19 protein-coding genes are annotated in these 23,010 nt (G+C 67.7%); 10 read left to right on the forward strand and 9 right to left on the reverse strand.

Annotation, left to right across the window (positions count from 1 at the left end; translation table 11 throughout):
* The first annotated feature begins 64 nt into the window (after positions 1–64).
* The 5 genes from folC to CKO31_RS19015 all read left to right on the forward strand — a co-directional run bounded on the left by folC (position 65) and on the right by CKO31_RS19015 (position 5,285).
* On the forward strand, positions 65–1,342 hold the full coding sequence (gene folC / locus CKO31_RS18995) for a bifunctional tetrahydrofolate synthase/dihydrofolate synthase (RefSeq protein ID WP_200240525.1): 1,278 nt from the start codon (positions 65–67) through the stop codon (positions 1,340–1,342).
* Positions 1,343–1,413: 71 nt separating this feature from the next.
* A complete protein-coding gene (locus tag CKO31_RS19000) occupies positions 1,414–2,016 on the forward strand; it encodes an SPOR domain-containing protein (protein ID WP_200240526.1) in 603 nt (200 codons plus the stop codon).
* Positions 2,017–2,042: 26 nt separating this feature from the next.
* Positions 2,043–2,534 carry a CvpA family protein gene (locus tag CKO31_RS19005; protein ID WP_200240527.1) on the forward strand — a complete coding sequence of 164 codons (492 nt, stop codon included), beginning with the start codon at positions 2,043–2,045 and terminating at the stop codon, positions 2,532–2,534.
* An 8-nt stretch (positions 2,535–2,542) separates the two neighbouring features.
* Positions 2,543–4,054: an amidophosphoribosyltransferase gene (gene purF / locus CKO31_RS19010; protein ID WP_200240528.1), complete on the forward strand. Its 1,512-nt coding sequence runs from the start codon at positions 2,543–2,545 to the stop codon at positions 4,052–4,054.
* Between the two features lies 1 nt (position 4,055).
* Positions 4,056–5,285, forward strand: coding sequence for an O-succinylhomoserine sulfhydrylase (locus CKO31_RS19015; RefSeq protein ID WP_322789182.1), 1,230 nt, complete (start codon positions 4,056–4,058; stop codon positions 5,283–5,285).
* Positions 5,286–5,342: 57 nt separating this feature from the next.
* Here the strand turns inward: CKO31_RS19015 and CKO31_RS19020 are convergent, their stop codons facing one another.
* Positions 5,343–6,647 carry a dicarboxylate/amino acid:cation symporter gene (locus CKO31_RS19020; RefSeq protein WP_200240531.1) on the reverse strand — a complete coding sequence of 435 codons (1,305 nt, stop codon included), beginning with the start codon at positions 6,645–6,647 and terminating at the stop codon, positions 5,343–5,345.
* 345 nt (positions 6,648–6,992) lie between these two features.
* Here CKO31_RS19020 and CKO31_RS19025 point away from each other — a divergent pair, with 345 nt between their 5' ends.
* The gene (locus CKO31_RS19025) at positions 6,993–7,328 is read left to right on the forward strand and encodes a hypothetical protein (RefSeq protein WP_200240532.1); all 336 of its coding nucleotides are present in this window, start codon (positions 6,993–6,995) and stop codon (positions 7,326–7,328) included.
* 93 nt (positions 7,329–7,421) lie between these two features.
* Here the strand turns inward: CKO31_RS19025 and lpxD are convergent, their stop codons facing one another.
* Complete coding sequence (gene lpxD / locus CKO31_RS19030) at positions 7,422–8,483, reverse strand: UDP-3-O-(3-hydroxymyristoyl)glucosamine N-acyltransferase (protein ID WP_322789183.1); 1,062 nt, start codon at positions 8,481–8,483, stop codon at positions 7,422–7,424.
* Positions 8,484–8,670: 187 nt separating this feature from the next.
* Here lpxD and gpmI point away from each other — a divergent pair, with 187 nt between their 5' ends.
* Both gpmI and CKO31_RS19040 read left to right on the forward strand, forming a co-directional pair.
* A complete protein-coding gene (gene gpmI / locus CKO31_RS19035; RefSeq protein ID WP_200240534.1) occupies positions 8,671–10,353 on the forward strand; it encodes a 2,3-bisphosphoglycerate-independent phosphoglycerate mutase in 1,683 nt (560 codons plus the stop codon).
* Positions 10,354–10,658: 305 nt separating this feature from the next.
* Positions 10,659–10,973 carry a P-II family nitrogen regulator gene (locus CKO31_RS19040; protein WP_200240535.1) on the forward strand — a complete coding sequence of 105 codons (315 nt, stop codon included), beginning with the start codon at positions 10,659–10,661 and terminating at the stop codon, positions 10,971–10,973.
* Between the two features lie 318 nt (positions 10,974–11,291).
* Here the strand turns inward: CKO31_RS19040 and CKO31_RS19045 are convergent, their stop codons facing one another.
* The 6 genes from CKO31_RS19045 to CKO31_RS19070 form a co-directional block, all read right to left on the reverse strand.
* Positions 11,292–12,299: a sodium-dependent bicarbonate transport family permease gene (locus tag CKO31_RS19045; protein WP_200240536.1), complete on the reverse strand. Its 1,008-nt coding sequence runs from the start codon at positions 12,297–12,299 to the stop codon at positions 11,292–11,294.
* Positions 12,300–13,004: 705 nt separating this feature from the next.
* On the reverse strand, positions 13,005–14,306 hold the full coding sequence (locus tag CKO31_RS19050; protein ID WP_200240537.1) for a hypothetical protein: 1,302 nt from the start codon (positions 14,304–14,306) through the stop codon (positions 13,005–13,007).
* A gap of 205 nt (positions 14,307–14,511) precedes the next feature.
* A complete protein-coding gene (locus CKO31_RS19055; RefSeq protein WP_200240538.1) occupies positions 14,512–14,679 on the reverse strand; it encodes a hypothetical protein in 168 nt (55 codons plus the stop codon).
* Positions 14,680–14,782: 103 nt separating this feature from the next.
* Entirely contained in the window at positions 14,783–15,418 is a 636-nt protein-coding gene (locus tag CKO31_RS19060) for a V-type ATP synthase subunit D (RefSeq protein ID WP_200240539.1), read from the reverse strand.
* Positions 15,419–15,649: 231 nt separating this feature from the next.
* A complete protein-coding gene (locus CKO31_RS19065; protein WP_200240540.1) occupies positions 15,650–17,104 on the reverse strand; it encodes a cryptochrome/photolyase family protein in 1,455 nt (484 codons plus the stop codon).
* A 193-nt stretch (positions 17,105–17,297) separates the two neighbouring features.
* Positions 17,298–18,125: a choice-of-anchor Y domain-containing protein gene (locus CKO31_RS19070; protein ID WP_200240542.1), complete on the reverse strand. Its 828-nt coding sequence runs from the start codon at positions 18,123–18,125 to the stop codon at positions 17,298–17,300.
* Between the two features lie 285 nt (positions 18,126–18,410).
* On the opposite strand from CKO31_RS19070, the gene CKO31_RS19075 reads away from it, so the two are divergent.
* Positions 18,411–18,911, forward strand: coding sequence for a GNAT family N-acetyltransferase (locus CKO31_RS19075; RefSeq protein ID WP_200240543.1), 501 nt, complete (start codon positions 18,411–18,413; stop codon positions 18,909–18,911).
* Positions 18,912–18,954: 43 nt separating this feature from the next.
* Here the strand turns inward: CKO31_RS19075 and CKO31_RS19080 are convergent, their stop codons facing one another.
* A complete protein-coding gene (locus CKO31_RS19080) occupies positions 18,955–19,887 on the reverse strand; it encodes a histone deacetylase family protein (RefSeq protein WP_200240549.1) in 933 nt (310 codons plus the stop codon).
* 266 nt (positions 19,888–20,153) lie between these two features.
* Between CKO31_RS19080 and CKO31_RS19085 the strand changes: the two genes are divergently transcribed.
* On the forward strand, positions 20,154–22,835 hold the full coding sequence (locus CKO31_RS19085; protein WP_200240545.1) for a bifunctional acetate--CoA ligase family protein/GNAT family N-acetyltransferase: 2,682 nt from the start codon (positions 20,154–20,156) through the stop codon (positions 22,833–22,835).
* Positions 22,836–23,010 lie beyond the last annotated feature (175 nt).

Genomic DNA, 23,010 nt, shown 5'->3' on the forward strand with positions numbered 1-23,010 from the left:
ATTCAGTCGACGCGCACTGCCGCCCGCACAGCGCACTACGCACTCCGCACTTCTTCCCACCCCGATGCGCTTTCAAACCCTCCCCGATTGGCTCGCCTGGCAGGAAACCCTGCACCCGCGCCGCATCGATCTGCGCTTGGAGCGGGTCAGGGCGGTCTGGGATGCCCTTGGGCTCGGGCCCTTCGCCTGTCCGGTCATCACCGTCGGCGGCACCAACGGCAAGGGCTCCGTGGTGGCCTATCTGGATGCCGTTTGCCGGGCGGCCGGTTATCGCACGGCCGCCTATACCTCGCCGCACGTGCTGCGCTACAACGAGCGCATTCGGGTCCATGGTGCCGATGCCACGGACGCCGCCATCTGCGAGGCCTTCGCCCGCATCGATGCGGCGCGCGGCGAGGCGCCGCTGACCTACTTCGAGTTCGGTACCCTCGCCGCCCTGACGCTGTTCGCCGAGGCGGCGCCGGACGTGGTGCTGCTGGAAGTGGGGCTCGGCGGGCGCCTGGATGCAGTGAACATCATCGACGCGGACGTCGCCGTGGTCACCAGCATCGGCCGCGACCACATGGCCTGGCTCGGGGATACGCCGGCGCAGATCGCCTTCGAGAAGGCGGGCATCTTCCGCGCCGGCCGCCCGGCGATCATCGGCCAGGCGGATGCCCCGCCGCGACTGCGCGAGCGGGCGCTGGAGGTCGGCGCCGTGCCGCTGCAATTGGGCCGGGAGCAAAACTGGCGCCTGGACGCCGGCCAATGGCAATGGCGGGGACCGGATGGTCGGCGCCGGGACGCGCTGCCGGCACCGGCGCTGCGCGGGCGCTTTCAGTACGACAATGCCGCCGCGGCGCTTTGTGCCCTCGACTGCCTGCGCGAGCGCCTACCGGTGGGCAATGCCGCGGTGCGCCAGGGCCTGCAGCGGGTGCGGCTGCCGGGGCGCTTCACGGTGCTGCCGGGCCGCCCCACCTGGGTGGTGGATGTGGCCCACAATACGCAAGCCGCGCAGGCACTGGCGCAGAACCTGGCGGCGCTCGGCTGCACCGGCCCGCGCCATGCAGTGGTGGGACTCTCCGCCGACAAAGAAGCCGCCGCCGTCACCGGCGCCCTGGCGGACTGGGTGGATACTTGGCACGTGCTGCGGGCCCCTGGGCCCCGCGGCATGGCCGAGGATGCGCTGGTCGCTGCCATCGCCGCCGGGGTGCCGGGGGCGGCGGCGCAGGTGCACGGCAGCCTGGATGCGGCCGTCGCAAGCATTCGCCAGGGGCTTTCGGAGGACGCCTGCGTGCTGGTGTTCGGATCCTTTACGCTGGTGGAAGCGGCCCTGCGCAGCCCCGGCATCGCTGCTGTATAATTCTCGGCTGTATCGCGGGCAGAGCGCGCGCGGGCAGATTTCCACCGCCGGACGAGACTGGGGCCTTGTGAATGGATGAAGGTGCGAAAAGACGCCTGGTCGGCGCGGCCGTCGTCGTTGCGCTGATGGTTATCTTCGTGCCCATGCTGCTGGAGCAGCCGGACCCCGATGGCCTCGGCGAGCCCATCGTGATTCCAGATGAGCCGGAGGTGCCGGACGCTGGACCGGCGCCCGGCGAGACGCAGAGCAGCGAGTCGCTGACGGCGGAGCGAGACTTCACACCGCCGCTGCCGGTGCCTGAGCCGCCGCCCGGTGCTGCGGTGGAGCCGCCGGCCACTGAGGCAGAGCCGGAATCAGCGCAGCCGGCGGTGACAGCACAAGAGCCTGCGCCGACACCCGAGCAAGCGCCGGCCGGGCCGAAGCCGGTGCCCGCGGGCACGTCCTCCTGGGTGGTGCAGGTGGCCAGCCTGGCGTCTGCGGACGCGGCCAAGGGGCTGCAAGACGAGCTTCGCGCCAAGGGTTATACGGCCTTCGTGGAGCAGGCCACGGTCAACGGTAAGCGCTATTACCGGGTGCGCGTCGGGCCCGAGGTGGAGCGCGCGCGCGCCAACAGCCTGGCGGCGGAGCTTCAAAGCGAAACGGGCAGCAAGCCCCTGGTGCAGCGCTATCCCTGACCGCGCTCGAGGACGCAAGCCACATCATGATCTGGGTCGACTACGTCATCATCGGCATCATCGCGCTGTCGGCCATTATCGGGCTCGCCCGGGGCCTGATCCGGGAAGTCCTGGCGCTGGGGGTCTGGATTGCTGCGCTCCTGGCGGCGTGGGTCTTCTATCGGCCGGTTGCCGATCAGCTCACCCCCTGGCTGTCGACCCCGTCGCTGCGCATGGGCGCCGCCGTGGCGCTGATCGTGGTGGGGGTGCTCATCGCCGGCGCCATCGTCGGCTGGCTGTTGTCGCTGCTGGTAGAAAAGACCGGCCTCACCGGCACCGACCGGCTGCTGGGCATGGTCTTCGGCGCCGGCCGCGGCGCCGTGGTGGTGGCGCTGCTGGTGTTTCTGGCCTCACTGACACCCGTGATCGAGGACCCCTGGTGGTCCCAGTCAGAGCTGCTCCCCAGGTTCCAGCTGTTGGCGGATGCCATGCTGGATTTGATTCCGCCCGAGGTTACACAGAGGATCAAGTCCATCTGAGGTGAATCATGTGCGGTATCGTTGGCATCGTCGGTAAACAGCCGGTCAACCAGTTCCTCTATGACGCCCTGCTGGTGCTCCAGCATCGCGGCCAAGATGCCGCCGGCATCGTCACCAGCGATGGCGACAAGCTGCACATGCGCAAGGATGCGGGGCTGACCCGGGACGTCTTCGGCAACCGCCACATGCTGCAGCTCAGCGGCAACATGGGCGTCGGCCATGTGCGTTATCCCACCGCCGGCGTGTCCAGCTCCGCCGAGGCGCAGCCCTTTTATGTGAACTCCCCCTACGGCATCGTCCTCGCCCATAACGGCAACCTCACCAATGCCGAGGAGCTGAAGCAGGACGTCTTCGTACAGGACCTGCGGCATATCAACACCGCGTCCGACAGCGAGATCCTGCTCAACGTCTTCGCCCACGAGCTCCAGGCCCAAGACCGGCTGCGCATCGACGAGGAAGACGTCTTCCGCGCCGTGGAGGGCGTGCACCGGCGCTGCCGCGGCGGCTACGCGGCGGTGGCCATGATCCCGGGCTTCGGCATGTTCGGCTTCCGCGACCCCTACGGCATCCGCCCGGTGGTCTACGGTAAGCGCGAGACCGACCGCGGCACCGAGTACATGATCGCCTCCGAGAGCGTGGCGCTGGATACCAACGGCTTCGAGCTCGTCGACGACATCGCCCCCGGCGAGTGCGTGCTGGTGGACGTGCGCGGCAACCTCCACCGCCGCCAGTGCGCACAGCAGCCGGTGCTCTCGCCCTGCATCTTCGAGTTCGTCTATTTCGCGCGGCCGGATTCCATCATCGACAACATCTCGGTGCACAAGTCGCGCTCGCGCATGGGCAAGAAGCTGGCGGCCAAGATCAAGCGCGTGTGGCCGGAGCACGACATCGACGTGGTCATTCCGGTGCCGGACACCAGCCGTACCGCTGCGCTCCAGCTCGCCAACCAGCTCGGCGTGCCCTATGCCGAGGGCTTCATCAAGAACCGCTACATCGGGCGCACCTTCATCATGCCCGGGCAGCAGGTGCGCAAGAAGTCCGTGCGCCAGAAGCTGAACGCCATCGACCTGGAGTTCCGCAAGAAGAACGTGCTGCTGGTGGATGATTCCATCGTGCGCGGTACCACCTCGCAGCAGATCATCCAGATGGCGCGGGACGCCGGCGCCAAGCGGGTCTACTTCGCCTCCGCAGCGCCGCCGGTGCGCTATCCGAACGTCTACGGCATCGACATGCCGGCGGCCAGCGAGCTCATCGCCCACGACCGCACCGAGGCCGACGTGGAAGCGGAGCTCGGCTGCGACCGGCTGATCTATCAAGACCTGGCCGACCTGATCGAAGCCATCCAGAAAAAGGGCAAGAGCCACGTGGATCGCTTCGACACCTCGGTATTCGACGGCGTCTATGTCACCAATGACGTGACTGCGGATTACCTGCAGGCCCTGGAGCAGGTGCGCAACGACGATGCCAAGCGCCAGTCGCGCTGCGAAGAGACAGTGCTTGAGCTGCATAACTCGGTGTAGCGTGCACGAGAACGACCCGCCCCATCCCGAGCCGGATCCCGAGCCCGATCACGAACGGGGCTTCGCCACCCGGGCGCTTCGCACCGGCCATGTGCGCACCGCCGAAGGCGAGCACTGCGAGCCCATCTTCACCACCTCCAGCTTCGTCTTCGCGAGCGCCGCGGAGGCCGCCGCGCGCTTCGCCGGCGAGGTCCCAGGCAACATCTACTCGCGCTTCACCAACCCCACCGTGCGCGCCTTCGAGCAGCGCCTGGCGGCGCTGGAGGGCGGTGCCGCCTGTGTCGCCACGGCCTCCGGGATGTCCGCGATCCTCGCCACCTGTATGGGGCTGCTCAAGGCCGGGGACCATCTGGTGGCCTCCCGCAGCCTCTTCGGCAGCACCAGCATGCTGTTCGACAAGTATCTGGCGCGCTTCGGCGTCGAGACCAGTTACGTGGATCTCACGGACTTGGAGGCCTGGGCGGCGGCCATCCGTCCGCAGACGCGGCTCTTGTTCCTGGAGACGCCGTCCAACCCGCTGACCGAGATGGCCGAGATCGCGCCCCTGGCGGACCTGGCCCACACCCATGACTGTCTGCTGGCGGTGGACAATTGCTTCAGCACGCCGGCCCTGCAGCGCCCGCTGGCGTACGGCGCAGACTTGGTGATCCACTCCGCCACCAAGTACCTGGACGGGCAGGGGCGCTGCGTCGGCGGTGCCGTGGTCGGCGATGCCAAGCACGTTGGCGAGGATGTCTTCGGCGTGGTGCGTACGACGGGGCCGTCCATGAGCCCCTTCAACGCCTGGCTCTTCCTCAAGGGTCTGGAGACGCTGGAGCTTCGCATGCAGGCCCACTGCATGGCCGCACAGGCGCTGGCCCGCTGGCTGGACGCGCAGCCGGCGGTGCAGCGGGTGCACTATCCGGGGCTGGCCGCCCACCCGCAGCGCCACTTGGTGGGCCCGGAGCGGCAGCAGCGCGCCGGCGGCGGCATCGTCGCCTTCGAGGTGGCCGGCGGCCGCGAGGCGGCCTGGCGGGTCATCGACGCCACGCGGCTGTGCTCCATCACCGCCAACCTCGGCGACACCAAGACCACCATTACCCACCCCGCCAGCACCACCCACGGGCGCCTCAGCCCCGAGGCCAGGGCCAGCGCCGGCATCGGCGAGGGCCTCATCCGCGTCGCCGTCGGCCTGGAGTGCATCGAGGATATCCAGGCCGACCTCGCACGCGGGCTGGACGCGCCATCCTGACAACCCGAAGCCCGCATCGGTACCGCTATCGGTAGTGGTCCGGAAAAGCCTTCAACCTCAACGCGTCGCCGCCCACTGCGGCTGCGCCGGCCCGTCCTCCAGGATGCCGGTCTCGCCCTCGGACTTGGCGATGATCACGGCACCGGCGGAGTCGCTGGTGACGTTCACGGCGGTGCGCATCATATCCAGGATGCGGTCCACGGCCAGGATCAGTCCAATCCCCTCCAGCGGCAGGCCCACCGCGGAAAGGATGATGGAGATGGCGACCAGGCTCGCCGCCGGGATGCCGGCGACGCCGATGGATGTGAGCAGCGCCAGCAGGACCACCGTGAACTGGGTCGCGATGGACAGCTCGATACCGTAGGCCTGGGCAATGAATATGACGGCGACGCACTCGTAGAGCGCGGTGCCGTCCATGTTCACGGTGGCCCCCAGCGGCAGCACGAAGCTGGTGGTCTTGTTGGAGACGCCGGCATTCTTCTCGACACACTCCATGGTGACGGGCAGCGTCGCCGACGACGACGCGGTGGAGAAGGCCGTGAGCAGGGCTGGACTGACGGCACGATAGTGGCGCACGGGACTCACGCCGCCCAAAAAGCGCAGCAGCAGCGGCAGGGTGATGAAGAAATGGATACCGAGCGACGCTACCACTGTCAGGAAGAAGGCCGCCAGCGGCACGAACGCGGCGAGGCCGGTGTCTGCCACGGTGCCTGCCACGAGTGCGAAGACGCCGATGGGCGCGAAGCGCATCACCAGGTCCGTAATGCGCATCATGATCTCGAACATGCCGTTCCAGAAGTTGTACTGGGCCTCGGCGTATTGGTTCGGGATGCGGGTCAGGAAGAAGCCGTAGAGCAGGCTGAAGAAAATGAGCCCCAACATCTGACCCTGGCTTGCGGCCTCCACCACGTTGGTCGGGATCATGCGCAGAAAGATCGCGACGATGTCGTCGGCACCCTTGTCGGCGAGGTCCGCTTCCAGCGCGGCGGTATCTTGGTGTAGGCCGAAGATTTCCTCGGCGGAGCCCTCCACCACGCCCGGCTGGATGATGTTCACCATCAGGAGCCCGGCGATGATGGCGAAGGTGCTGGTCATCGCGTAATAGCCGATGGTTTTGCCGCCCAACCTGCCGAGGCTGTCCGACTCACCGATGCCGGCCACGCCGACGACGATGGAGGACACGATCAGCGGCACGATGAGCATCTTCAGCGCATTGAGAAAGAGCTGACCGATGAACGCCAGTGCGCCCTCGGCGTTGAGGCCGAGCAAGGTGCCCTCGGCGCCGATCATGAAACCCACGACGACAGCCAGCCCGAGGGCGATGAGAATCTGCCAATGCAGCTTCAGCTTCATGAGGCCCATGTGGTACTCCCGTTGAGACGACGCAGCCGCGCAGGCGCTGCGACAGCGATTGAGCTAACGCGGCGCAGGGTACCCGAAGGGCTGCGCCGGCGGAACGGTCGGCTAGGGATACGCCAATTCATAGGCGTTTCCCGTGCGGGGCAGGACGCCCCCACAGCCGGGATCGCCAATCAATCGGGGCGTCGCGAGCCACAGGGTTTCCGCCCAAAAAGCGACGCCCATGCTGGCGCTTCACGCCGCATGGCCGCGGGTGCTACACTTGCGTGCTTAGGTCGGCTAGCGTGATTACCCAGCGTCTCGCGGCCGCCCCGGCGCCTGCACAGTGAATGGCGGCGAGCCAATGCCATGCAATTTCGTGTCTTCTATCTGATCAACCGCTCCGGCGAGTGCGTGTCCTCCACCAGCGCCGTTGCGATGACCCCAAAGGCCATTTGCGAGCAAATGCTCGACCGCCTGCAATCGGAGGACGATTACCTCGGTATCCTGGACGCCGAAGACACCACGCTCCAAGTCCTACCGGAGCCCGAGCAGAACCGCTATTACGTCGAGGTTCCCATCGACGCCGCCAAGGCCTCCTTCGGGCGCTATGTGACCCGGGCCGAGCTGGAAGAATTGGTGCGCACGCTCCCCCCGACCTTCGACGAGCGCAGCATCCCCGGTCTCACCTACCGCCCCTGGTGAGCGCGGCTCGCGGCACGCGGGCACTGGCTGCAATCCCAAGAGATCCGCGCAGGCCGCAAGGCGCCCTGGACTGCCGGCGTCCGGCGCCCCGCCTCAGGTCTCCTCGTCAGCGACCGCCAAGCGCCGGTTTAGCGCCGTCAATGCCTGTTCCTGGCGCTTGACGCGGCGCAGCAGCTCCGGCAGCTGGGCCAGCGCCCCGAGCTCGCGCAGGGTCTGCTTCATGGCTCGTGCCGGGGTGCCGAACACGGTGGCGCCGGCGGGCACGTCCTTGGTGACGCCCGACTGGCCGCCGACGCGTACACCGGCGCCCACCGTCACGTGATCCGACACCGCCACCTGGCCCGCGATGATCGCACCAGTGCCCAGGCGGCTGCTGCCGGCGACCCCCGATTGGCTCACCAGGATCACGTGCTCACCGATATCCGTGTTATGGGCGATCTGCACCAGGTTGTCCACTTTGGTGCCGCGGCGCACCCGGGTCTCGCCGAGGGTGGCGCGGTCGACACAGCTGTTGCAGCCGATGTCCACGTCGTCCTCCAACACCACACGGCCCAGCTGTGGGATCTTGCGGTGACGCCGGCCGTCCCAGGCGAAGCCGAAGCCGTCGCTGCCGATGACGGCCCCAGCACGCAGTGCACAGCGGTCGCCGATGCGGCTGCCGCGCAGGATGGTGACATTGGGCTCAATCAGGCAATCCTCACCGATCTGTACGTCGGCACCGATCTGGACCCCGCCACCGATGACGGCGCGGTCACCGATGACTGCACCAGCGCCGATGGCCGCGCCGGCGCCGACGCTGACACCCTTGCCGAGGGCCGCGGCGGGGTCCACGTGGGCCGCCGGGTGAATGCCGGGCGGGGGTTGCGGCGGTAAGAACCGTTCCGCCATGGTGAAGAACACCTGCCTGGGCTCGGCGCTGCGCACCAGCACTTTGCCGGCCAGTTGTGGGAAATCCAGCGGCACGATCACGACAATTGCGGCGCTGGCGGCGACCGCCCCGGCTTGTTCCGCGCGCTCGGCGAAGCAGAGCTCGGTGGCCGTCGCCACCGCCAGGTCTGCAACACCGGAAATGCTCGCCGTGAACGGACTCGGCAGGGCCGCGTCGGGGTCTGCCTGGACCAAGGCGACAGACACCTGATGGGAATTGAGCGTCACAGTGATTCTCCGCGGCTGGGCTGGGCTGGGCTGGGGCTGGACTGGATTGGGGCTGGGGCTGGACGCCGCTGCCCGGCGACCGCTGTCGGGGCTGCTCCAATCGATGCCGCAGCATCGCATAGACGAGCCGCAACGGCGATAGAATGGCGGAGATTAATAACCTTTCATCCGGTAAGGAGCCTTCTCAATGTCTACCGAGCTCGGTCTCTGGCAAGAGCGCTACACACCACCGGCCGGACCGGTCGTCTTGGTGATCATGGATGGCATCGGTCTGGCCCCTCCGAACGACGGCAACGCCGTCTCTCAGGCCGATATCCCGACACTGCGGCGGCTATGGCGGGAGAACGCGTCCCTTCAGCTCGCCGCGCATGGCACCGCCGTTGGGCTGCCCACGGACAAGGACATGGGCAATTCCGAGGTGGGTCATACCATTCTGGGCGCCGGCCGGGTGCTGCCCCAGGGCGCCTCGCTGGTGCAAAAGGCTATCGCGGACGGCACGCTGTTCGGCGGCGCGACCTGGCAGCAGGTCGTAGACAAATGCACCGGCTCCGAGGCCGGCACTCTGCACCTGATCGGGCTGCTGTCGGACGGCAACGTGCACTCCCACATCGATCATCTGTTCGCGCTGCTGCGCCAGGCGGACGCCGCCGGCATTGCCCGGGTGCGGGTCCATCCGCTACTGGACGGCCGCGATGTGGAGCCGCATTCGGCGCTGCGCTACCTGGACCGGCTCGAGACGCTGCTCGCCGAGCTCTCCAGCGGTGCCGATCGCGATTACCGCATCGCCTCTGGCGGCGGGCGTATGCGCACCACCATGGACCGCTATTGGGAGCGCCCGGACGTCGTGGAAGCGGGCTGGAACGCGCATGTGCACGGCGTGGGGCTCCAGGTGCCGAGCGCCCGCGCTGCCGTGGAGCGAGCCTATGCGAACAAAGTGGCCTCGGATCAGCAGATCCCGCCCTTCGTCGTGGCGGATGCCGCGGGCACGCCGGTGGGCGCCATCGAGGACGGGGATGCCGTGCTGCTGTTCAACTTCCGTGGTGATCGTGCCATCGAGCTGTCGGCGGCGTTCGAGCACGAGCACTTCGATTTCTTCGAGCGCGGACGCCGGCCCGACGTCCTCTTCGTCGGTATGCTCCAGTACGACGGAGATCTGGGCCTGCCGCGGCACTGTCTGTTGGTGCCGCCTGCCATCGGCAACACCATGGTCGAGCTGCTCAGCGATGCCGGCGTACCCAGCTACCACGTCGCCGAAAGCTCGAAATTCGGCCATGTGACCTACTACCTCTTCGGAATGCGGTCCAGGCCCTTCGCCCGGGCCAAGGTCCACGAGGTGAGCTCCGGCGGCTTGGAGCCGGACGAGCACCCCGAGATGAAGGCCGCCGAAGTCGCGGACGACGTCATCGCCGCCGTCGATTCCGGCGAGTATCGATTCATCGTCGTCAACTTTGCCAACGGCGATATGGTGGGCCACACAGGCAGTTTGCCCGCAGCCGTCAAGGCCGTGGAGGCGGTGGACGCCGCCATCACCCGCATCCACGATGCCGTGCGCAGCAGCGCCGGGGTGCTAGTGGTCACCGCCGATCACGGTAATGCCGAGGAGATGCTGCAATGGAGCGCCAAGAGCGCGGCGTTCAAGCAAGACGCCGACGGCAACCCCATTGCCAAGACCAGTCACACCCTGAATCTGGTGCCCTTCGTTATCGTCGACGAGCGCCAGCCCCCGGGCTATGCCGTGCGTCGCGATCTGGCCCGACCCGGACTCGCCAATATTGCTTCGACGGTGCTCAACCTGCTGGGTTATGCGGCGCCGGCGCAATATGATCCGTCGTTGATTCGCCCGGCACCGGAGCAAACAGACGCGGGATGACTTGGGCAGACGCCGCTTGTTGGCCTTGCCCCGCCAGCGCCGTCATTGTCAGCCGCTTGGGAGCTGTTGCCAATGGCGGGCTGTGCGGGCCGGCACGGGAGGACCCAATGAGCCAGCATTGCCCCGGCAGTCGCGTAGGCTGCTCGTTATTGGCGGCCCGTGGCAAGCGCAATGAATATCGACGTCTCCACAATGAATGTCGATTATCCTGCGCTTGACGCCTGCCGGGCGCAGGGCTAGCTTTCACTCGACGGCGCGCCGCTCATTCGACGGCCGCAGGGTAAACGCAGCAAGAGGCAATCAGCATGACCCAACAGGCCAGCAAGCTCGTGATCGTCACCGAGAAATTGCTGCTGAAAGAGATCGCGAAGATCATCGACGCCGCCGGTGCCACCGGCTATACCGTGGTGGCAGCCGGCGGTAAAGGCAGCCGCAATGTGCGCTCATCCGGGCAGCCAGCGGTCTCCGACACCTTCTCCAACGTCAAGATCGAAGTCCTCACCGCCAGTCGCGAACTGGCATTGAAGATCTCGGATGAGGTCGCCAAGAAATTCTTCGACAACTATTCGGGCATCACCTATATCCACGAAGCCGAGGTGCTGCGGGCGCACAAGTTCTGAGCCCACGCGATTTGCCACGATGATCCGAGCCGGGCCCTGCGCCCGGTTTTTTTTGGCCCCCCATCTCTCGTGCGCGTTGCGCAAGACGCCGAGCGGTGTGCCAGCGTGGGAGCGGTATCCCTGCCGCGACAAACTGTTCTTCCTGGGCTGATCGCGCAAGGAGTAGGGTGGACGAGCGAAAGCGAAGTCCACCCGGCCCCCAACGCAAAAGCCCGTACCTGCCGACGGCAGATACGGGCTTTCGGTTGTTTGTTGCGGTTGGAATGCGCGCAGCAGCCCGGCGATGCGCACGCCGCGCGCGTGCTCAGGGCTCCCTGATCAGCCCCCCATGAGGGCCTGCGCGAGGCCGATATAGATTGGGATACCCAGCGCTATGGCCACGGGTGTGCCCACGGCGGTGGATGAGCCCACGTAGGCAGAGGGGTTGGCCGAGGGTATGCCTGCGCGCAGGGTCGGCGGGCCCGAGATGTCGGAGCTGGAGCCCGCGATCACGGCCAGGACCACGACGCCGCCGGGGCTAAAGCCGGTAGTGACGTGCGCGATCCACCCCAGCCCGAAGGCGATCAGTCCGTGGGTGAGGGGCGCGACGAATGCATACACCGCATACCAATGGGCTACCTTGCGCAGCTCGTTGAGTCGGGCCCAGGCCTCCATCCCCATCACCAGCATCAGCACCGACAACAGACCGCGGAAGAGCGGCTCGAAGAAGCTGTCGTAAACGGGTGCCGGCTGCGTGATCAGCCCCAGGGCAATGCCAAGCAGCAGCGCCGACAGGGCTGAGCCCTGCAAGCTCTCCTTGACAATGGGCCAGATTTTCACCGATTCACCGCCATTGCCCCTTTTCTTGTTGAGATAGAGACTCGCCAGCACGATGGCGGTCACCAGCGCTGGAATGTCCATGAAGGGATAGAGGGCGACGGACCATGCCTCGTAGGCGATGTTCTCGGATTCGAGCACCGCCAGCGCTGCCGCCAGCGTCGAGCCGCTGACGGCGCCGAACAGCCCGGCGGTGGCGATGCCGTCCTCCGTTTTGACATTGGGCAACATCGCCAGCGTATAGCGCCCGATGAAAACGATGAGCATCCCCATGGCCAATGCGAAAATCGCCGGCAGCAGCATCTCACTCAGCTCGGCTTCACGGATCTTCATGCCGCCTTTGAGACCGACCTTCATGAGCAGCATGAAAACGATGAACTTGTAGATGGCATCGGGAATCTCGAGCCGACTGCCCAGGGCGGCAATGATCATACCGCCGAGCAGAAACCCGAGTGTCGGCGACTGCAACTGCGAGACGAAGCGCGTCAAAAATTCCAACAGCGCGTCCACGTTGTCACTCCTCTGAAGTCGAGATCATCGGAATCAGGTTATGAGGCCAGAAGGGCCCCGGCTCCTGAGTAAAGGGATACATCCAGGCAGTCGCGCACCGGTGAAGCGCCAGCCATTCCGGTGCCGGTCGCCCGGCACTCGTCACCGAAGATAAGGACTCACAAAGCAGAGCGCAAATAGTTTTTGGAATCAGCAGGGAATCATTGCCAATGCCGGGTCATTGTCATTAAGGAGCGTTTATTGATTCGCAAAATCCGAGCGTTGGCGCAGGGAAAGTCGTTTGAGACGAGCGCCGCCGTGCCAATGCTCCGGCATGCGAAGCCGCGAGTCCTGTCTGCGGCGACCGCGGGTGGCGATGTGGCGTGCACGCCCGGGCGGCATCCGCCGATGCCGGTGACCGGAGCGGGCCGGTCATCGTCCCTGGCGCAAGGCTGGTTCCAGAATGAGGTAAATGGCATGAAACGAGTCCTTCGCGGCGCAGTCTGCGCAGCCCTGCTCGGGGCCGCCAGCGCGGTCTCGGCTTGGGAGGTGGCGTCCTACACGCCGAGCGCCGTCGTGCCGCTGCTGCCGGCGGCCGATCAGGCGGTTGCGCTGAGGGCGGGGCAGCAGACGCCGCTGTGCGCGGATTGCACGCGCGAGGCCAGCGCATTGCGCGGCGCAGCGCCGGTGTCGTGTCAGCCGGCGTCGGGGGTGGCTGACCGGCGGCTACATCAGGTTGTCGCGCAGGTCGCCATAGGGCGTGCGCTCGTCGAAGAAGTACTCGTACACCAGGGGTAGGCCATCCTGTTCGTGCAGCAGGCCGGCGTCGTCGAGTATGCGGTAGGCGTTGCCCGGGATCACCTGGCCGTTGCGCGCCAGAAAGAGTAGTGCGCCCGGCAGATAGCCCAGCAGCTCGCCGGTCTCCGCCGTCGCGAGGTCCGCCACCCAGGGCGGGAGATCACGCGGAACGATGTCCAGCCTGGGGGCCGGACCCAAGTCGTGCGCCGCGTGCAGGCGCAGCAGCGCGAGCTGGATGACGCCGAGGGAATAGGTGATGCAGGAGCGCTCCAGCAGCTGGTAGGAGAGCTCGGCCTCCCCCATCAGGTGGGTGAGGGGATCATCCGGGAGCGCCGAGGTGGAAAAGGCGGCGACGACCGCGTCCTTGTCGGCAGGCGTGAAGTCCGTCAATGCCTCGGCCCCCGGCAGCTCCAGGTCCCCGCGCTCGACCATAGCGGCGACGGTCCGGCGGGCCAGGGCATCGCCCATCAGCAGTCCCGTCATCAACACCGTCGCCGCCGCATCCCCGGTTGCCGGCAGCCGCAGCGGGTAGCAGCGCCAGGGGTTGCCGCGCAGCGCATCGCCCAGCCAGCGGGTGCGCCCGCTGTAGGCTCGCGCCGTCAGCGCATAGGTCTCGGGGTCCATGCCGGCAATGGGGTCGTAACGGGTGCGCGGCGGCCGCCAAGCCTCCCAGCTCAGCACCAGATCGTCCAGCGGCCGCAGCAGGCGCTGGGGCCGGCCGTCGCGGCCCAGCACCACGGGCTGCGCATCCTCGGCGAAGACGAAGCGCAGCTGCGCGTGTCCCATGGCCGTGTCCTTGCCTTTGGCATTGCGATCCGGCGTCAGACACCACTGAACGTCCGTGACACCGCGCAGGGGGATCTGCACGGTCCCGAGGAGATTCTCCCCGGCGGTAGGGTTGCCGCCGACGGAGACATTGCGCAGCCGCACCTGTGCAAAGGGCCCGTCCAGCAGACTGCGCTCCCAGTCCACGAAGAAGGGCACCATGCTGAGCGCCAAGCCGTTCGGCAGGACGTCCTCGGGTACGCTCACCAGAAAGAGCGGCGTCGGGTCGCGGCCCCACTCCAGCAGGTCCAGTGGGGAGCGCGCGCGGATTTCCCTGCTGTCGGGATCAGCCAGCCGCGGTACCGGCGGGGCCGGCGTGTTCAGCGGTGGCGGCGTGAGCCAAAGCATGAGCCCGGCGAAGAGGATGACGAGGCCGATGATCAGATGGTGCGCGCGCTTGGTCATGGTGTAGTCCCTGAAAGCAAGCCAGCTTTGCCGATCATGCGCCCTGAGGCAACGGGGATAAATCGGCCTGCCCTTGGTTTGCTTTGCTCGGCATCCCGCCGAGTGTCCCACCAGCCGGCAGGATGTCGGCGGCCCCAGTCGGAGCGCTGGCGACCCGCCGGCCGGCTCAGTGGCACCGCGCGCAGGTATGCCTTGGGCGGGCGCGCTACTTCTCCTCGGCCTCGACCTTGGTCGCGTTGGTCTCGGCGGTCTTGTCTTTGGCCTCCCGCTCCGCTTTGAGCTTTTTCAGCTTCTGTTGCTGGGAGACGTAGAACCAGGCGACGGCGCCGATGATGACCAGGAATTCGATGCCTTTGAGAGAGCTGGAGTCCATGGGCTGCATCCTCCGGGTGGGTTGATCACGGGCGCCGGCGGGCCGGCGCCGAGGCTTGTGCAATGACGGCGCTCGCGCCCGGCATCAAGCCGCGGGCAGGCGCTCAGCCCGCGGCCTGCTGCTCCTGCCGCTCCCGGAGCACCTTCACCTGGAACAGGGTGTTGCGCTCTTCTTCTTCCAGCGCAGACTGGATGAAGTGGATGCTGCGCTGATACAGCGGGATGATGTTGTACTTGAGTGCGTTGACGCGCTTTTGCGCCTTGCGCTGCTCCTCCATGAGCCGGTGCAGGGCGATTTCGACCTCGCCCAGCTGGGCGAGCACCACAGCCGCGTCGGCGAGGCGCTCGCGGGTGTTGTCGAAGCTGGCATCGCTGCCGAGCAGGCCCACGGGCTCGATGGGCTGGCGCTTGGCGGTGACGGCAGGGTACTCCACCCCCAGCGAGCGCCGCGGCAGGATCTCCACGCTCAGTGCCGGCGGCGCACCCAGGGCCGCCTGGTGCATGCCCCGGCTGCCCATGCGCAGATGCGTGATGCCCAGGCAGCGATAGGCGTCTTCCAGCGCGTGCTGGCTCTCCTCCCGCAGGCGGCGGTACTCGCCAATGCGCTCGTACACCAGCCGCGTCAGCAGCTCGCGCTTGCGCTCCAGCAGATCATGGCCTTCTTCGAGGAATTTGACCTGCTTCTTCAGCGTCAGCAGCGTGTTTTTGGTGGGCGGGACCTTGAGGACTTGCTGGGCCATGGTGTCAGCTCTGCCGGTTACGACTCTGTGCATTCAGCGCCGGGGAGACTGCACGGGTGCAGCGCTCTGCGAGCACGGGCTTCTGCGGCGTCTTGCGACGGCACCCGAAGCCGTGCCGGGTGGATGCTTCATCGGCACCCCGAGCTTGCCGTGATCGCGCACCCTGATCGCGTACAGGGTAACGCGAGGCAGGGGGTGCGGGCGATGTGCGCCATCAACGCCCGCCGGCTTTCAGTCCTGCTGTTTGATCTGCTCGAAGGCCGCGAGGGCCTCCTCCCGCGAGGTCTGCAAGTCCACCACGGGCGCCGGGTAGTCGCGGCCGAGGCGGATGCCCAGCGCAGCCAGCTCCGCCGGCTTCGCGCCCCAGGGCTGGTGGATCAGCTTGTTCGGCAGCGCAGCCAGCTCCGGGCACCAGCGGCGCACATAGGCACCGTCGGCATCGAAGCGCTCGCCCTGGCGCACCGGGTTGAAGATGCGGAAATAGGGCGCCGCGTCGGCACCGCTGCCGGCGGCCCACTGCCAGCCCTGGGTGTTGCTGGCAAGATCCGCGTCCACCAAGGTGTCCCAGAACCAGTGCGCTCCTTGTTGCCAGGGCAAACGCAGGTTCTTGGTCAGGAAAGAGGCCACCACCATCCGCACGCGGTTGTGCATCCAGCCACTGTGCCAGAGCTGGCGCATGCCGGCGTCGACGATGGGGATGCCGGTGCGCCCGCACTGCCAGGCCCTGAGCAGGGTGCCGTCGTCGGCGCGCCAGGGGAAGCCCGCAAACTTGGGATCCAGGGGCTGCAACGGCGTGTGCGGGAAGTGAAACAGCATCTGCATGCTGAACTCGCGCCAGCCGAGCTCGCGCACGAAGTGACCGGCACCGTCCGCAGTGACGTCGCCGCACGCCTCGCGCACGGCCGCCAGGACCTGCCGCGGCCCGAGCTCGCCCCAATGCAGATGCGGCGACAGGCCGGAGGTGCCGGCCTCGGCGGGCCGCTCGCGGCCGTCGGTATAGTCCCGTACGGCGGTATCCAGAAAGGCGTGCAGCCGGGCCTCGGCGCCTGCGGTGCCGGGCTGCCAGGTGCCGGCGAGGCCCTGGTCCCAACGGATGCGCGGCAGCAGCCCCAAGTCTTCGATGGGCAGGTTGTCCAGGCCGCTCGGCAGCGGCGGCAGATGGGCCGGGGGCGGGCAGGGTGCCGGTACCTCGGCGAGCTGGGGCACACAGCGCCGCCAGTAGGGGCTGAACACCCGATAGGGCGCTCCCGCGCCGGTCTTGAGCGTCCAGGGCTCGAACAGCATGGCCGCGTTGTGGCTCTCGCAATGGACGCCGTCGGCGCGCAGGGCCTGTTTGACGGCGGTGTCGCGCTGGATGCCTGCGGGCTCATAGAGGCGGTTCCAGTGGCACTCGCCGGCGCCGGTGGCCTGGATGAGCCGGCGCAGGGTGGGCAGCGACTCGCCGCGGGCCACCACCAGCGCCGAGCCGGCCGCGGCGAGGTCGGCGGCCAGCGCGGTCAGGCTGTGATGCTGCCACCATCGCGCGGCGCCCCCCGCCTGCCAGGGCGCCTCCTCATCCGGGGCGTGGATGTAGACGGGCACCACCCGCTCGCAGCGCGCAAGGGCATGGGTCAGTGCCGGGTTGTCGGCGAGCCGCAGATCACGGCGCAGCCAGACGAGCGCGGTCTTGGGCGCAGGTGAGGGCATGGAAGCTCACATCCGGCTTGGCGTTGCGTTGGGCCGACGACGGCGCGGCTCGGCCGACGCCCGCGCAGGATGTCGGCCGGCACCGGGCGCGCCGGGCACAGGGGTGTTGGTGATGTTGACTCGGCCGTGGGGAAGTCGGGTCCCCGGGGCGGGGACCCAAGGCGAGCGCTTGGCGCCTGCGCTGCGCGGTGGGTCAGCGGCCCGGGCGATGGCGGCGAAAGCCGTTAGCGAGCACGGCCGAGATCAGCCCGGTGAGCAACAGCGCCAGTGTCGCCGGCGTCGGATTCGCATGGGGCGGGGGCTGGGACTGCAAAAGACGCGGCGAAAGCTTGACGTCGCCAAGCAGATACTTGGAGGCTGCGTCAGCGGAGGCATCGCCGAGATAGATCATGCCGGGCGTGCCATGCAGGCCCGGCAGCAGCGCGTCCGCGTCGAACCGGCGCAAGGGCCCCCCGAGCAGGTGGGTACCATTCGCCCACACATCATAGCCGCCCGCAAAGATGCCGACCTCGTACCTGGTCAGCGCCTGGTCGGTCTGGAAATCCGCCTGCTCAGCGGGGTCGGCGTGGTTGCTGCCCTGGGCCCAAATGACATCGCTCCAGAAATTGATCTCGATGCCGTTGAGGAACTGGTCCAGCAGGACCAGCGTGAATCCCGCACGGCTGTCGATGTCGACGTCACGCGATTCCTCCAACAGCCGCAGCTCGAAGGAGAGCCCAATGGTTTCCCGCGCGTCCAGCGCCGGCAGGTGCCCATTCTTGGGTGTCCAAGACGCCGAGGAGCCGTTGGTCGTGAAGCTGTGGGTGGAGAAGCCGGCGTTGGCTGCGGTCTCGCCCGTCGTGTCGACGCTTGTGCGCCCGCCTGTCAGTAACGCGTCAATGCCGTCCGTGGCGGCATAGTCGAGCCAGTCCTGCGCCTGCGGCAGCCTCCCCTGCGCGCTGTCGTACAGTGTCACCAGCGATGCGGGCGCGACACAGGGGATCAACAACAGACACAATAGCGGTAAGCGCACGGCAGGCATCCAGGTTGTCGTTGCGCCATGTGCGCACCTCGTGCACACAGTCTGGACGTCCGCGGCGCGGCGCAGAACACAAGAAGTACCTAATCTCGGATACGTGGGTTGCCCAAAAAGACTAAGGGGATTGTCTTAGATTGCGATATCGCACTTGAAATGCGGCCATCCCAAGGCCCGAGCCTGAGGTTGCCAACCTGGCGCGGCCCTAAAACCGCCATCGCAGGAGCCGCCATCGGAAGAGCCGCCATCGCATGGCGGGCAGCGCCCGCCGGCTTTTAGTGAGTGTTGCACGTGCCTGCACAGCGTATCGACATCCATCGTGCCGACCTGACGGACCCGCAGGACGCCGCGGACATGGTCGCACTGCTGAACGGCTATGCCGCTGATCCCATGGGTGGTAACGCCCCCTTGCCGGCAGCCGTACGGGCCCGCCTGGCGCCGGCCCTGAGCGAGCTCCCCGGCGCCCTGGTGCTGCTGGCGCGCGCCGGGCGCACGCCGGTGGGCGTGGCGGTCTGCTTCACCGGCTTCTCGACCTTCCGCGCACGGCCGCTGACCAATGTGCATGACCTCGCGGTCGCCCCCAGCTGGCGCGGGCGGGGCATTGGCCGCCGGCTGCTGGACGAGGTGGTGGCAGCGGCCCGCGCACAGGGCCATTGCAAGGTCACCCTGGAAGTGCGCGAGGACAACGCGGCTGCCATGGCGCTCTATCGCCGCCTCGGCTTCGGCGCCGGGCAGAGCGCAGGAGAGCCGGCGCAATACCTGTTTTTGGAGAAGCGGTTAGCGGGCGACTGAGCCGCGGGCGCCGCCTGGCGGCTGCGGCGCCCGCCCGCGCGCGTCAGCCGCGCCCGATGAGCTCATCCAGGTGCACGCCCACGCTGCGCCCGAGGGCGGAGAGGCTGTAGCCCCCCTCCAGACAGGAGACGATGCGCCCGCCGGCATGGCGCTCGGCAAGGTCGTGCAGCTGTTTGGTGACCCAGGCGTAATCCGGCTCGCGCAGATTGAAGTGGGCCATGTCGTCCTCGGCATGGCCGTCGAAGCCCGCGGAGATCATCACCAGCTGCGGCGCGAAGGCCTCCAACCTGGGCAGCCAATGCATCTCCACGGCGCTGCGGAAGGCGGTGCCGTCGGTGCGTGCCGGCAGCGGCACATTGAGCACGTTCGGCGCCTGGCTGTCGGCGCCCGTGCCGGGATAGAACGGATGCTGAAAGCTGGAGCAGAAGAGCACCCGCTCGTCGCCTGAGAAGATGTCCTCGGTGCCGTTGCCGTGGTGGACATCGAAGTCGACGATGGCGATGCGCTCGAGCCCGTACTCGGCCATGGCATGCGCGGCGCCGACGGCGACGTTGTTGAAGAAGCAAAAGCCCATGGCCGCCTGGCGCTCGGCATGGTGTCCGGGCGGGCGCACGGCGCAGAAGGCGGCATGATGGCGCTCACCCATGACCAGATCCACACCATAGGCCGCGGCACCCGCCGCCCGCAGCGCGGCGTTGAGCGTGCCGTAGTTCATCGCCGTGTCGCCGTCCAGCCAGACCAGCACATCCTTGGCGGTGGGCGCGGCCTCGAAGACGGCGTCCACATACTGCGGTTTGTGTACGCGCAGCAATTGCTCCCGGGTCGCTTTGGGCGCGTCATAATGCGACAGCAGCATCTCCAGCCCGGCGGCGATGAGGCGGTCGGTCACCGCGTGCAGGCGCTCCGGCACCTCGACGTGATGGGCGCCCATCTGGTGCAGCCGGCAGTCTTCGTGGGAGATGAAGGCGAGGTTCATGATGGCGGCCCCGTGGTCATGCTGTGTGGAGGCGGTGCGCAGGCGCCGGGATCGGCTGCCGACCTGCGGCACCTGTGAGAGGATGCGCGGGCCGTTGCGGCCGCCCCCGGCATGTGCCGGGCATCGGCCGCCCTGCTTGGCCCGCATGGGTCCGCCACATCGGGTCGTCAAGCCGTCGCCAGGCTTTGCTGCCGCGTTGACTATGCATGGGCGGCCCATCTGTCGCCGAAGCTTAATCCCTTTACTGCCCGGGAGGGCAAGTCTCTATGCGGCTGTCCGATGTCGACCAGTTGTTCCTGCCCGATGCGGTGGCCGTCTTCGGCGCCAGCGAGCGCGAAGACGCGCTCGGCGCCATGGTGCTCCGCAACCTGCTGGCGACGGGCTTCAAGGGCCAGTGCTACGCCATCAACCCGAAGTACGACGAGGTCCAGGGCCGCCCCTGCTGGGCGAATTTGGCAGCGCTCGACAAGCACATCGACCTGGCCCTGATCGCCACCCCCGCCGAGGCCGTGCCGGAGATCCTGGACCAGTGCGGCGGCTACGGCGTGCGCGCCGCGGTGGTGCACTCGGCGGGCTTCGCCGAGAAGGACGAGCGCGGCGCAGTGCTGCAGGAGCGCATGGTGGAGGCCGCCCGGCGCAACCGCATCCGCGTGCTGGGGCCGAACTGTCTGGGTGTGATGCGCCCGTCCAACGGCCTCAATGCCTTGTTCGGACCAGAGCTCGCGCGCGACGGCCGTGTCGCGCTGGTATCCCAGTCCGGTGCGGTCTGTAGCGCCATGCTGGATTGGGCGGGGCCGCGGCGGCTCGGCTTCTCGGCCGTGGTGTCGCTGGGGGCGGCGGCGGATGTGGACTTCGGCGACGTCCTGGACTATCTGGCCCTGGACCCCAAGACCCAGAGCATCCTGCTGTACGTCGAAGGCATCCGTAACGCCCGGCGCTTCATGAGCGGTCTGCGCGCCGCCGCGCGCCTCAAGCCGGTGGTGGTGGTCAAGAGCGGCCGCCGCCCGGCGGGCTCCCGGGCGGCCTTGTCGCATACCGGCGCCTGGGTCGGCTCGCCGGAGGTGTTCTCTGCGGCCATGGAGCGTAGCGGTGCGGTGCAGGTGGAGCGGCTCTGGCAGTTGTTCGCCGCCGCGCAGGCCTTCAACGCCGGTCGCCGGCTCGCCGGGGACCGCATCGCCATCATCACCAACGGCGGCGGACCCGGGGTCTTGGCGGCGGACCGTGCCGTGGAGCGCGGCCTGAGGCTCGCCCAGTTCACGGATGCCACCCGCTCGGCCCTGGAGCAGGCGCTGCCGAGGCACTGGTCGCACAACAACCCGGTGGACGTCATCGGCGACGCCAGCGAGGCGCGCTACCGCGCCGCCCTGGACGCCTGCTTGAAGGACGATAACGTCGACGGCGTGGTGGTGCTGCTCGCGCCGGTGGCCGATTGCGGCGACCCCACCGCCAGCGCCGAGCAGGTCATCGCCGCCAGCAAGCACACGCGCAAGCCCGTGCTCACCAGCTGGATGGGGCAGGCGAGTGTCAGTGAGTCGCATCAACTCTTCTCCGAGGCGGGCGTGCCGCACTTCGAATCGCCCGAGGTGGCGGTGGACGCCATGTCCTATCTCGCCGAGTACACGCGCAACCAGAAGCTGCTGGTGCAGTCGCCCGGGCCCTTGTCCCAGCAGAGCGCACCGGACGTGGAAGGCGCCCGGCTCATCATCGAAGGCGTTATGGCCGAAGGGCGCAAGACCCTCGGCACCATCGAGGCCAAGGCCGTGCTGTCGGCGTTTCGGATCCCTACCACCCAGGCGGTGATGAGCCGCAGCCCCAACGAGGCCCTGATGGCGGCGCAGGCGCTGGGCTATCCCGTGGTGGTGAAGATCAGCTCGCCGGATCTGGAGCACAAGTCCGACGTGGACGGCGTGCGCTTGAACCTGAGCGATGCCCAGACCATTCGCCGCGCCTACATGGAGCTCACCGAGCGTGCCTCCAGGCTGCGGCCGGAGGCGCACATCGAAGGCGTCACCGTGGAGCACATGGTGCCGGCGCGGGCGGCGCGGGAGCTCATGGTGGGCGTCTGCCGGGACCCGGTGTTCGGGCCCGTGATCAGCTTCGGCGCCGGTGGCACGGACATGGAGCTGATGCTCGATCAGACCCTGGGCCTGCCGCCGCTCAACGCCTTCATCATCCAGACCATGATCGCGCACACCCGAGTGGCGCGGCTCATGGGCGCCTACAGCAACAAGCCGCCCATGAACCGCCAGGCGCTGGCGCGCATCCTCCAGCGGGTGTCGGAGATGGTCTGCGAGGTGCCGGAGATCATAGCCATGGAGGTGAACCCGCTCATCGGCAATGATCTGGAGGTCATTGCCGTGGATGCGCGCATCCACGTCGACTACCGGCCGCCGCAACAGTCGCTGTACGGCCACATGGCCATCCACCCCTATCCGGCGCATCTCATGGAGCGCGTGCCGCTGCCGGACGGCTCGGACCTCACCATCCGGCCCATCCGCCCGGAAGACGCCGAAATGGAGCAGAACTTCGTCCGTGGGCTGTCGGAGCAGACCAAGTACTTCCGCTTCATGCAGGCCATCAAAGAGCTTTCGCCGGAGATGTTGGTCCGGTTCACGCAGATCGACTACGACCGCGAGATGGCACTCATCGGCGTGATGCAGGACAACGGGCGTGAAGAGCAGGTGGGCGTGGCCCGCTACATGACCCGTCCCGGCGGCGACAGCTGCGAGTTCGCCATCGTCGTCGCCGACCATGTCCGCAGCCGCGGCATCGGCGCTAGGCTCATGAGCTCGCTGATGAGCAATGCCCGCGCCCGCGGACTGCGCATCATGGAAGGAGAAGTCCTCTCCGCCAACAGCCGCATGCTCGCGCTGATGAAGTCCCTAGGCTTTCGCATCGCCACAGACCCCAACGACACCAGCGTGAAATTGGTGACCAAGGTGCTGTGATGCGCGCCGCCCCTCCCGCGACGCTTCTGGCAGCGGCGGCAGCCCATCGTCGCGGCCAGAGGCCGCTCCCAGTGCGCCCGCGAGGGCGCCTCATCAGCACGGTGAAAGTCCGTGTCGGAGTAAGCCGAAGCTCCGTAGCCAATGGTAACTGCGTCGCCGCGAGGCGGGGTGGAGA

The sequence above is a fragment of the Thiohalocapsa halophila genome (genome assembly GCF_016583825.1).
In the GTDB taxonomy this organism is placed as follows: domain Bacteria; phylum Pseudomonadota; class Gammaproteobacteria; order Chromatiales; family Chromatiaceae; genus Thiohalocapsa; species Thiohalocapsa halophila.